Annotated in this window: 11 protein-coding genes; 6 read left to right on the forward strand and 5 right to left on the reverse strand. The window is 73.2% G+C overall.

Annotated elements, in window-relative coordinates:
- Nucleotides 1-231: 231 nt before the first annotated feature.
- The 3 genes from ABZ371_RS21985 to ABZ371_RS21995 all read right to left on the reverse strand — a co-directional run bounded on the left by ABZ371_RS21985 (nt 232) and on the right by ABZ371_RS21995 (nt 2,751).
- Nucleotides 232-627 carry a hypothetical protein gene (locus ABZ371_RS21985; protein WP_358682301.1) on the reverse strand — a complete coding sequence of 132 codons (396 nt, stop codon included), beginning with the start codon at nt 625-627 and terminating at the stop codon, nt 232-234.
- A gap of 431 nt (nt 628-1,058) precedes the next feature.
- Complete coding sequence (locus ABZ371_RS21990) at nt 1,059-2,258, reverse strand: MBL fold metallo-hydrolase (protein WP_358682304.1); 1,200 nt, start codon at nt 2,256-2,258, stop codon at nt 1,059-1,061.
- 52 nt (nt 2,259-2,310) lie between these two features.
- Complete coding sequence (locus tag ABZ371_RS21995) at nt 2,311-2,751, reverse strand: PPOX class F420-dependent oxidoreductase (RefSeq protein WP_358682307.1); 441 nt, start codon at nt 2,749-2,751, stop codon at nt 2,311-2,313.
- Between the two features lie 167 nt (nt 2,752-2,918).
- On the opposite strand from ABZ371_RS21995, the gene ABZ371_RS22000 reads away from it, so the two are divergent.
- Entirely contained in the window at nt 2,919-3,530 is a 612-nt protein-coding gene (locus ABZ371_RS22000; RefSeq protein ID WP_358682310.1) for a TetR/AcrR family transcriptional regulator, read from the forward strand.
- A gap of 82 nt (nt 3,531-3,612) precedes the next feature.
- On the opposite strand, the gene ABZ371_RS22005 is transcribed toward ABZ371_RS22000, so the two are convergent.
- Together ABZ371_RS22005 and ABZ371_RS22010 are read right to left on the reverse strand one after the other, a co-directional pair.
- The gene (locus ABZ371_RS22005; RefSeq protein WP_358682313.1) at nt 3,613-4,614 is read right to left on the reverse strand and encodes a DUF6745 domain-containing protein; all 1,002 of its coding nucleotides are present in this window, start codon (nt 4,612-4,614) and stop codon (nt 3,613-3,615) included.
- A 128-nt stretch (nt 4,615-4,742) separates the two neighbouring features.
- On the reverse strand, nt 4,743-5,069 hold the full coding sequence (locus tag ABZ371_RS22010; protein WP_358682316.1) for a hypothetical protein: 327 nt from the start codon (nt 5,067-5,069) through the stop codon (nt 4,743-4,745).
- Between the two features lie 170 nt (nt 5,070-5,239).
- Here ABZ371_RS22010 and ABZ371_RS22015 point away from each other — a divergent pair, with 170 nt between their 5' ends.
- The 5 genes from ABZ371_RS22015 to ABZ371_RS22035 all read left to right on the forward strand — a co-directional run.
- Nucleotides 5,240-6,196 (forward strand): STM4015 family protein, encoded by a 957-nt coding sequence (locus ABZ371_RS22015; RefSeq protein WP_358682319.1) that lies wholly within the window; start codon nt 5,240-5,242, stop codon nt 6,194-6,196.
- Nucleotides 6,197-6,297: 101 nt separating this feature from the next.
- Nucleotides 6,298-7,626 carry an STM4014 family protein gene (locus ABZ371_RS22020; RefSeq protein ID WP_358682322.1) on the forward strand — a complete coding sequence of 443 codons (1,329 nt, stop codon included), beginning with the start codon at nt 6,298-6,300 and terminating at the stop codon, nt 7,624-7,626.
- Nucleotides 7,627-7,663: 37 nt separating this feature from the next.
- The gene (locus ABZ371_RS22025) at nt 7,664-8,476 is read left to right on the forward strand and encodes an STM4013/SEN3800 family hydrolase (protein ID WP_358682330.1); all 813 of its coding nucleotides are present in this window, start codon (nt 7,664-7,666) and stop codon (nt 8,474-8,476) included.
- Entirely contained in the window at nt 8,473-9,954 is a 1,482-nt protein-coding gene (locus ABZ371_RS22030) for an STM4012 family radical SAM protein (RefSeq protein WP_358682324.1), read from the forward strand. Before ABZ371_RS22025 ends, ABZ371_RS22030 begins: the two co-directional genes overlap by 4 nt.
- 25 nt (nt 9,955-9,979) lie before the next feature.
- Nucleotides 9,980-10,889, forward strand: a 910-nt coding sequence (locus ABZ371_RS22035) for an STM4011 family radical SAM protein (RefSeq protein ID WP_358682327.1), incomplete at its 3' end; no start/stop codon positions are given.

Consider the following 10,889-nt stretch of genomic DNA (forward strand, 5'->3'; position numbering starts at 1 on the left):
GCCCGGGTATCGGGTGCGCTCACCGGGCCGGTGCGGGGCGCAGGGCGGGACGGTGCGCACGGTCGGGCCGGGCAGGACGCGTCCGGTACGAGGGGGCGGCGGGCGCGCCTCCCTGAGCGGCGGGCGGCGGCCCCCACCGAGAGGATGCGCCGGCGGTCCGCCGTCCGTCACCTCAGTGCACGGCCGGCACGGTGACACCCTCCGCGACGACCGGGTACGGCCCCGGCAGGATCACCAGCAGGGGCTGCCGTCGTCCTGGCGCCACCTCACGTCCGTCACGGACATGGGCATGGTGAAGTAGCTGCCCTGGCCCCTGCCGACACAAGCCGTGTACGAGGGCCCCTCGGCCCCGTCCTGGACGACGACGTACGTCATCGTGACGTCCCGGGACGTGTTGTTGTAGAAGATGCTGCCGCGAGCACTGCCGGACCACTCCGCGTCGGTCGCCAGCGACGGAGGGATGTCCGTGTCGCCGTACCACCAGTCGGGCCAGACACAGAACTGTCCGACCGGGCAGTTACCGGGAGCCCACGCCGAGGCGCTGGGCGCGGATGCCATGACCCCGAGGAAGGCCGCGGGGATCGCTGCGAGGGTGATGGCCCGTAACCGCATGAGGGGAAACCGCATGGGGGAACTCCGTTCGCGAGAAGTCCCACGGACGTTAACAGCGGGGAAGTTGAAAGATCAAGCGTTAGGGATCCGCCCTCCCGTCGCGCCCTGGACGCCCACCGACGGCCGTCCGGGGCAGGGAAGTTGAGGCCGGTCCCCGACCGGAAGCGGTTAGCCGGGTGGACGGCGTGCGGTACGAGGCGCACTGCTCGCGTCCTGCGCGGCCCACAGGGTGCGTCGCCCTTCGCGCCCCGTCCCGTACGGCCCACAGGGTGCGTCGCCCTTCGCGCCCCGTCCCGTACGGCCCACAGGCACGATCCGCCTCGCCGGACCGGGCGCCGTCACCGGCCGAGGGCCGCCCATGGCCGCTCAGCCACCTTCCGGGTCCCGGCGGAACCCGACCCGCGACCCTCGTCCGGCGGCCCGTCACCGACGGCCGGCGTCCTTGCTCAGCGCTCGCCCGCGAGATCGACCTCTTCCCGGTGCACCGGCGCCGTGTCGGCCACCCCCGTACCACCACGCCACGGGCGGGCGACGGGGGCCGACACGCCGCGCCACCAGGCGTCCGAGGGGAGTTCCCCGGACGGTTCGAACGGCTCACCCGGCCGGGGAAACGCCACCGCCTGCCCGGCCTCCTCGGCGGCGTCCCTCATCCACTCGCCCGGTTCGGCCCACGGATGCGGCGCGAGGTTGAAGGTGCCCCAGTGGATCGGCAGCAGGGCACCGGCCGACCGGCCGCCCTGGAGGTCGAGATGCGCGCGCATCCCCTCGGCGGGCGTCATGTGGATGTCGGGCCAGTACTCCGAGTAGGCACCGACCTGGATCATCGTCGCGTCGAACGGCCCGTGTTCCGCCCCGATCCCCTGGAAGCCCGAGAAGTATCCCGTGTCCCCGCTGTGGTACACGCGGTGCGCGGGGCCGGCCACGACCCACGAGGCCCAGAGGGTGTGCTGCTGATTGCGCAGCCCCCGGCCGCAGAAGTGGCGGGCGGGGGTGGCGGTCAGGCTGATGTCTGCGACCTGTGCGGTCTCGTTCCAGTCGAGCTCGTGGATCCGGTCCGGCGAGACCCCCCACGCCTCCAGGTGCGCACCCACTCCGAGTGGTACCGCGAAGACGGTATCCGTCCTGGCCAGCGCCTTGATCGTGGGCAGGTCGAGGTGGTCGTAGTGGTCGTGCGAGATCACCACGACGTCGACGGACCCCAGCGCGGCCGACGGCAGGGGTGCCGGGTGCAGCCTCTTGGGCCCGGCGAAGGCGAACGGCGAGCAGCGCTCCCCCCAGACCGGATCGAACAGGACCCGGCTGCCGTCGATCTCGGCGAGCACGGTGGAGTGGCCCATCCATGTCAACCGCAGGCCGGACACGGGCGGTCGGGCCAGGTCGGCGAGTGTGGTGGCGTGGACGGGTACCGTGCCGGTCGGCGACCTGCGGGCCCGTTCCTCCCTGCGGAAGTAGACCTGGGCGAATTCGAGCAGGGAACCGGAGGGCCTGGTGCGCGCGCCCTCCGGGTTCTGGAACACCCCGTCGGCGAAGTTGGGCGAGCGGCGGATGCGCTCCATCCGCGCGCCGCCCGGGTCCGCGCCGAAGGCGTCGGGCCGCAGCGCGCGGAGCCGGTCGCGGAGCGAGGGATGGTTGTCGGCGCCGGTCACAAACGTCTCCTGAGCATGGGGGTCTCGTCTCATTATGGGCGGGAGGGCCGGCTCAGGCGCGGGCCTGGCCGTACACGTGCTCGATGCGCAGGGTGAGGACGACTCTGCGGTCCTCGACCATCACCCGCCGGTAGTCGTCCCAGTCCGGGTGTTCGCCCCGCACGTCCCGGTAGAGGTCGATCAGCCGTTCGACCGTCGCGTCGTGGGGATCGGCCGCGGGCGGGGTCAGTTCGGCCGTCGCGTCGACGGCGGTCCAGGCCCAGCGGTCGTCGCTGGTGACGTGGTAACCGGCACGTGGGTCCCTGCGGAGGTTGCGGGTCTTCGCCCGGTCCTCGGTGACGGACACGCGGATGACCCCCTCGTCGGGGTAGTAGGCGTGGGTCACGTTGGACAGCTGCGGCCTGCCGTCCCGCTTCAGGGTGACCAGCACCCCGCCGTCGTGGGCGCCGAGGAGCCGCAGCAGCGCTCGGTCACCGGATTCGTTGTCGGTCATGCCGACTCAACGTGCGTGCGGGCCGCAGGATTCCGCGTGCGGCGGGGCACCCGGTCGCAGTCGCCCGGGGCCGCCCCGCGGAGTGTGTGCCTCCGCCCGCCGGGGCGGCTTCCGGCGGGTGGCCGGGGACCGGTGGGCGGGCCGGCGCATTGGTTAGGGTGGATCCCGTGGCGAGAGTACGGCTGGGCGTGGCGGAGCGGCGCGATGAGCTCCTGCGCGCTGCCGTCGAGCAGATCGAGGTACGCGGGGTCTCGGCGGTGCGGATCGCCGACGTGGCCTCCGTCCTCGGAGTGAGCAACGCGCTCGTGCTCTACCACTTCTCCTCCAAGGAGAAGCTCGTGGCCGCCGCCTTCGCCTACGCCGCCGAGGCCGATCTGGCGCATCTGCGCAAGCTGCTGAGCCGCCGCACCACGGCGGTGCGGCGGCTCAGGGCCGCTGTCCGCTGGTACGCCCCCAGCGGACAGGCCAAGGGCTGGCGGTTGTGGATCGAGGGCTGGGCGGTGTCCCTGCGCGACCCGGCGCTTCGCGAGGTCGCCGGTGATCTCGACCAGCAGTGGAAGGCCGAGCTGGCCGAGGTGATCGAGGAGGGTGCCGCGGCCGGCGAGTTCCACTGCGACGACCCGGTGTCCGTGGCCTGGCGGCTGACCGCGCTCCTGGACGGCCTGGCCGTCCAGATGACGTCCTACGGCGGAACGCTCTCCCAGGCGACGATGGTGCGGTGGACCGAGGAGGCGCTCGCCCGCGAACTCGGGCTGGAGCATGTGGTTCCGACCGTCTGAGCGCCCGCCGCGGCGACCGGGACGACGGGGGCACCGTACCGCCCCGGAGCGGCATTCGACCGTGCCCGACGGCCCTTCCCTGTCAGGTCTGGCGTAGTGGGGCGTAGGCGGCTCCGTCGAGTCCGAAGGTCCACGCGACGCCCTCCTTCGCGGTCCGGATCCTGGGTGGGACCCGTAGCCAGTAGGTGCGGTGGGTCCCGTCGGGTTCGGGGGTCGAGTTGACGACCTCGACCATCGTCACGTCCTCGTCGCCCTGCAGCGCGATCCGCCACAGCACACCGGTCTCGTCGCGGTGGACGGGCTCCGCGCCCGATTCGGCGAGGTAGCGGTCGTAGCCGTAGGACTCCAGCATCACGCGGCGCAGCTCCGCGTTCTCCTCGGCGCGGATCCGCTCAGGGGTCAGACTCGGCAGGCCGTCGAGGAACTCCGGCGGGACGGGCATGCCCCGCCAGGCGTGCAGGGCGAAGCCGTCACGGTAGGCGAGGGCCGGGCCGTCGGCGCGGTCGAGCCGGCCCGCCTCGTCGCGGTGGAGGGCCACGGGCCGTTCGCTGATCACCACGGCGTGCTCGTAGGGCCACCACCATCCCGCGTTCCTCGCCACCTGGGCCAGCCCCGTCAGCCGTTCGCCCCGGCCGTCGAAGGCGGCGAGCCAGGCCGCGTCGTGCTGGCCGAGGACCGCGTCGAGCAGCACGAGGCGCACCGCCGACTCGTCCTCGGGCACGGTGGCGAGTTCCGCGACGACGCCCGTCCGTATCCGGTCGGCCAGTGCGGCCGTGGTGTCCCAGAGCTGGGCGCCGGTGGCCGACCACAGGGTGGACCAGCCGGCCGGACCCAGCTCGTCGTACACGCGGCGGCGCTCCCGCGCCCAGGGGCGGGTGCGGACGTCCTCGCGCACCGAACGCCCCGCGCCGGCCAGCTTCTCCACCACCTCGACCGCGGCCTTGGGCGAGTCCGCCCAGAGGACGCGCTCGGGTTCGGGGAGTCCCGCACCGCGATAGGCGAGCCGCACCCCTTCCTCGGCGGCGCTCCTGTCGCTCGCTCCCGTCGCCGCCGCCACGGCCCGCCAGGTGTTCACGTACTGCATCGGTCTTCCCGTCCCCTGTTCCCGTGTCCGTCCGTCCGCGCGTCGCCGTGCCGTCACGTCGCCGCCGAAGTCGCCCCGCCGTCCAGGCGTGGCGTCGCCGCTCACCGCGGCACCGCTCACCGCCGGACTCAGTCCGCGACGACGCGCACCGCGCCCGGGGCGTACTCCCGCTGGCGCACCACGCGGAACCAGCCCTTCGGCAGCGCGATCGCGGCATGTTCCTCGTGCACCACCCGCCCGCCTTCGGGCAGATGGAGCAGCATCGGATCGAACGGCCCCGCCTCACGCATGAGGCGTCCCGGCCCCCGCACGGCGTGCGCGTGGCCGGTGACCTCCCCCAGAGCCAGGACCAGCCGCCCCCGCCCGTCGCGCGGTTCGCCCGGCGCGTCGAGGAAGCGCGCGGGCACCTCCGACTCGTCCAGCGCCACGATCAGCACATCGCCCTGCCGGTACACAGACGTCTCCCCTCCGTGCCGGCACCCCCTGTGACGGCCACGGACAAGACGCTATGCCGAGGGTCTGACAACCGGTCACGCCCGGCGCCCGGGGCCGCCGTCGTGGTTGTCAGTGCCGCTTGATAGACCTTGCCGACATCAACCGTCCTCAGTATCAGGAGCTCAGTGCCATGTCCGGTGTGGAACATCTGCACGAGTTGCTCGGCCTTCCGGTGGTCGATTTCCAGCAGGAGGCCGACGGGTCCGGCCGCCCGGCGGCCGGTGCCGCGGCCTGGCGCGTCAGCGTCGATCCCTACGGCTCCGAGGGGTACGGGAGCTGGGAGGAGGCGTTCGCCGAGTTCCTCGACACGGTCGACCCGTCCGGGGTCAGGGCCCTGGTCATCGGTCAGTGGGGCGAGGTGTACGAGGAGGACTCCTCCACTCCCATAGGTCTGGTCGTCGCGGCCGCCGGCCGTCTCACCTCTCTGGAGGCGGTCTTCGTCGGGGACCTCGTGATGGAGGAGGCCGAGATCTCGTGGATCGAGCAGTCGGACGTCACACCGCTGCTGACCGCCTATCCGCGCCTGACGAGCCTCGGTGTCCGGGGCGGTACGGACCTGGTCTTCCCGCCGACCCGGCACTCGTCCCTGCGGGCGCTCTCCATCGAGACCGGCGGTCTGCCGGCCGGGGTGGTGCGCGGTGTCCTGGACAGCGAGCTCCCCGCCCTGGAGCACCTCGACCTCTGGCTGGGTGTCTCGGCCTACGGCGGTGACGCGACCCTGCCGGATCTGGCTCCGCTCCTCGGCGGCTCCCGCTTCCCCCGCCTGCGCCACCTGGGCCTGCGCAACAGCGAGCTGCAGAACGAGATCGCGGCCGCGATCGGTTCCGCGCCGGTCGTCGCGCAGCTCCGTACCCTCGACCTGTCCTTCGGCACCCTCGGTGACGAGGGGGCGGCGGCCCTGCTGGAGGGCCAGCCGCTCACCCACCTCACCGCGCTCGACCTGCGCCACCACTTCCTGACCGAGCCCATGGAGCGCCGGATCACGGAGGCCCTGGAACCGCACGGCGTACGGGTCGACCTGTCCGAGCGCTGTACGCCGTGGGAGGACGACGGTGCCGAGGGACGCTACACCGCGGTCGCGGAGTGATGCGGTCGTGACCGGTATCGGTGGCGTGCGCGATCGGGACGGGGTGCGCGTCGATCCCGGCGAGGCGGACGACCGGGACATCGAGCACCAGGGGACCCGCCATGTTGTCGTCGGCGGGTAGCGGGCCGCCGCTCGCGGTCGTCGGCATCCCCGGCAACCGCAGGGTGGCCCTGTTCCAGGAGGCGGTGCGCGCGGCCGGGCTGCCGCCCGCGCGCGTGGTCCCCTGGGCCCAGGTCCTGCGGGGGGAGGCCGCGTTCCTCGCCGGCGAGCGGGTCCGTGTCGATTCACCCGGTGAGGACGCCGAGGTGGAGCTGCTGCTGCGGGGAGTCGCCGACCCGGCCAGGGTGGAGGGCACCGCCCTCTGGTATGACCGGTTCACCTCGGCCGTACGGGACGTGGGCCGGGCGGCGGCCGCGGCCGGGGCGGTCCTGCTGGACGACCCGGACGACATCGCGGTGCTCTTCGACAAGCGGCTCTGCCACGGTGCCATGGACGCCGCCGGGGTGCCCGTGCCGGATTCGCCCACCTCCGGGCCGGCCGCGGCACCCGTCCGGGACTGGACGGACGTACGGGGGCTGATGGCCGGGCACCGTATGCCGAGAGCCTTCGTGAAGCTCGCCCACGGCTCCTCCGCCTCCGGAGTGCTCGCCGTGGAGACGGCGGGGCCCGGCCGGGCACGGGCGACGACGTCAGTCGAGCGCGACGGGTCGGGCCGGCTCTTCAACTCGCTGCGCGTCCGCACCTACCGGACCGAGCGGGAAGTGGCGGAGATCATCGACGCGCTCGCACCCGACGGCCTGCACGTCGAGCGGTGGCTGCCGAAGGCCTCCGTACCGGGCGGCCGGGTGGCCGATCTCCGGGTCGTGGTGATCGCGGGCCGGGCGACCCACGCGGTCGTACGGACGAGCCGCTCCCCCATGACCAACCTGCACCTGGGCGGCACCCGGGGCGATCTGCGGCAGGTCAGGGCAGCCGTGGAGGCGGGGGGCGGCAGCTGGCGCGAGGTCCTGGCCGTGTGCGAGCGGGCTGCCGCCTGCTTCCCGGGCACCTTGTGCGTGGCTGTGGACCTGCTGCCCTCGACCGGCTGGCGGCGCTTCGCCGTGGGCGAGGTCAACGCGTTCGGCGACCTGCTGCCGCGTCTGACCGGCCTGCCGGACACCGGCACGGAGGGCATGGACACCTACCGGGCGCAGGTCACCGCCGTGCTCGGTGGCAACCCCTTCGCCGACGGCCTGCCGAACGCACCGCTCCCGCCGGACGGCCGGCCCGAGCACGGCCCGGCGGCACCCCTCCCCGCAGCGGCCCGGCCCGGGGGACCTGTCCGCGTACCCCCGGCGACGTGCGACGCGGCGGAGAACGACCCGGCGAGAAGCGAGCGGGCGAGGAACGACCACCGAGCGAGGAACGACCGTGCCACCCCAGCCATCTGAGCACCCCGACGGCGTCACACACGCCGGCACCTTCGACATGAACGCGATCGTCGGCAGCCACGACCTGCTGCTGGTGACCCTGGACACCCTGCGGTACGACGTCGCGGTGGAGTTGGCCGAGTCCGGCCGCACACCCCACCTCGCCCGGCACCTGCCCGGCGGCGTCTGGGAGAGGAGGCACGCACCCGGCAGCTTCACCTACGCCTCCCACCAGGCGATGTTCGCCGGATTCCTGCCCACCCCGGCAGCGCCCGGACCACATCCGCGGCTCTTCGCCGCACGGTTCGCGGGCAGTGAGTCGACGGCGGACGGCACGTTCGTCCACGACGAACCCGACCTGCTCGCCGGCCTGGCGCGCGCGGGCTACCGCACGGTGTGCATCGGCGGCGTCGGCTTCTTCAACGGGTGCCCGCCGCTCGGCGCCGTACTGCCCGGCATGTTCCAGGAAAGCCACTGGGAACCCGGGTTCGGCGTCACCTCCCCCACCTCCTTCGAGAACCAGGTGGCGCGGGCGGAGCAGGTCGTGGCCGAACTCCCCCGCGACGAGCGACTGTTCCTCTTCGTCAACGTGTCGGCCCTGCACCAGCCCAACTGGTTCCACCTGGCGGGCGCCTCAGCGGAGGCCGGTGACTCCAGAGCCACGCACGCCGCGGCCCTGGAGTACGTCGACCGGCACATCGGCCGCCTCTTCGCCGCCGCGAGCAGCCGCCGCAGCTGCTTCGCCATCGTCTGCTCCGACCACGGGACGGCGTACGGCGAGGACGGCTACACCGGTCACCGGATCGGTCACGAAGCCGTCTGGACCGTGCCCTACGCCCATTTCATCCTCGATCCGGAGGCAGACCGATGACGGGCACCACCAGCACCACGACGGGCACCGGCACCGCGTCCGTCCCGCCGGGCACCACCGGCACCACGGCAACCGCCACGACCCTCTCCCCCGGCGTCCGCCCCTACCGGAGTTACGTCTACGCCTACCCGCACAAGACCGCCTACCGTCCGCTCGACAGGCACCCGGGCGGGCGGCCGGCGCTGCGCGGCCTCTGGGCGGGCGAGCGCAAGGACGCCCTCTCCCTCTACCTGCACATACCGTTCTGCGAGGTCCGCTGCGGCTTCTGCAACCTGTTCACCCGCATCGGCGCTCCCGACGAGCTGACCACGCGCTACCTCGACGCGCTGGACCGGCAGGCCACGGCCGTCCGGGACGCCCTCGGGGACGAGGAGGGGGTGCGGTTCGCCGCGGCCGCCTTCGGCGGCGGCACCCCCACCTTCCTCACGGCCGGCGAGCTGGAGCGCCTCTGCGACATCGCGGAGAAGCGGATGGGCGCCGACCTGCGGTCGGTGCCCCTGTCGGTCGAGACCTCGCCGTCCACCGCGACGGCGGACCGGCTGGCGGTACTCGCCGATCGCGGCACCACACGGATCAGCATCGGTGTGCAGAGCTTCGTCGCGGCCGAGGCCCGGGCAGCGGTCCGCCCGCAGCAGAGGTCCGAGGTGGAGGCGGCTCTGGGCCGGATCCGCGACACCCGGATACCGGTGCTCAACATCGACCTGATCTACGGCATCGAGGGGCAGACGGAGGAGAGCTGGCACACCTCGCTGGACGCCGCTCTCGCCTGGAGCCCCGAGGAGCTGTACCTCTACCCGCTGTACGTGCGCCCGCTGACCGGCCTGGGCCGGCTCGGCGCGGCAGGGGCGGCGGAGGCGAAGTCCGCCGACGCCACGGCCGACGCCCCGCCGAGTGCCGCGGACGCCGCCTGGGACGAACAGCGGCTGCGGCTGTACCGCGCGGGCCGCGATCACCTGCTGGCCCGGGGCTACGAGCAGGTGTCGATGCGGATGTTCCGCCGCGGGGGCGCGCCGCAGGCCGGGCCCGGCGACCACGCGTGCCAGACCGACGGAATGATCGGCCTGGGCTGCGGGGCCCGTTCGTACACCTCCTCGCTGCACTACTCCTTCGACTACGCCGTGGAGATGCGGGAGATACGGGGCATCATCGACCGCTTCACCGCGACGGACGACTTCTCCCGCGCGGAGGTCGGCAGGTACGTCGACGAGGACGAGGCGCGCAGGCGCCATCTCCTGCAGTCCCTGCTCCAGGCGGAAGGTCTGCGGACCACCGGTTACCGCGAGAGGTTCGGGTCCGACCCCCGCACCGACTTCCCCGCCGAACTGGGGATGTTCGCCGAGCGCGGCTGGCTGGACACGGCCGCGGGCCCCGGTCTGCTGCGGCTCTCACCCGAGGGCCTGGCCCATTCCGACGCGCTGGGGCCGGAGCTGTTCTCCCCGGCGGTACGGGCCGCCATGGCCGCGTACGAACAGAAGTGAGCCGGCCGATGGGTGAGGAGTGACCGTGGACCTGACGATCCTCTACCGCGGGCCGCTGGCCTCGTGCGACTACGACTGTCCGTACTGCCCGTTCGCCAAGCGGCGCGACAGCAAGGAGCAACTCCGGGCCGATCGCGCGGCCCTCGAACGCTTCACTGCGTGGGCCGCCGGGCAGACCGGGATCCGGCTGTCGGTGCTGTTCACTCCGTGGGGTGAGGCACTGGTCCGCTCCTGGTACCGCAGGGCCGTCGTCGAGCTGTCGCGCCTGCCGCACGTGGGCCGGGTCGCCGTCCAGACCAATCTCGGCGGCCGCACCGGCTGGCTCGCGGACGCCGATCGGGACAAGGTCGCCCTCTGGTGCACGTACCACCCGGGCCAGACGCCTTACGAGCGGTTCCTGGGCGCGTGCCGGGAGCTGTCGGCTCTCGGGGTGCGCCACAGTGTCGGTGTCGTCGGCCTGGACGAGCACCTCGACGAGGCCCGGCGGTTGCGCGCGGCGCTGCCGGCCCAGGTGTACCTGTGGGTCAACGCCGCGGAGGGGCACACTTACACGGACGAGGAGGCGGACCGCTGGACCGCCCTCGACCCGCTGTTCCCGTACAGCAGGTTTCCGCACGCCTCGGCGGGGCTGCCCTGCCGGACCGGCGAGTCGGTCATCTCCGTGGACGGCGACGGCACGGTGCGCCGCTGCCATTTCGTCCGTGCCGAGCTGGGCAACCTCTACGACGGCAGCTATCGCCGTGCCCTCGGCCCCCGCGGCTGCCCGCTCCAGGTGTGCGACTGCCACATCGGCTACGTCCACCTGGAGACACTTCCGTTGTACGACGTCTTCGCGGGCGGCGTGCTGGAGCGGATACCGGCCGCGCTGCCCCTGGTGCCGGCCGCGCCGCCCCGGACGGAACCCGCACGGCCCGCGGGGGCCGGTCCGTGCCCGG

It is taken from the genome of Streptomyces sp. NPDC005899 (genome assembly GCF_040629645.1).
In the GTDB taxonomy this organism is placed as follows: domain Bacteria; phylum Actinomycetota; class Actinomycetes; order Streptomycetales; family Streptomycetaceae; genus Streptomyces.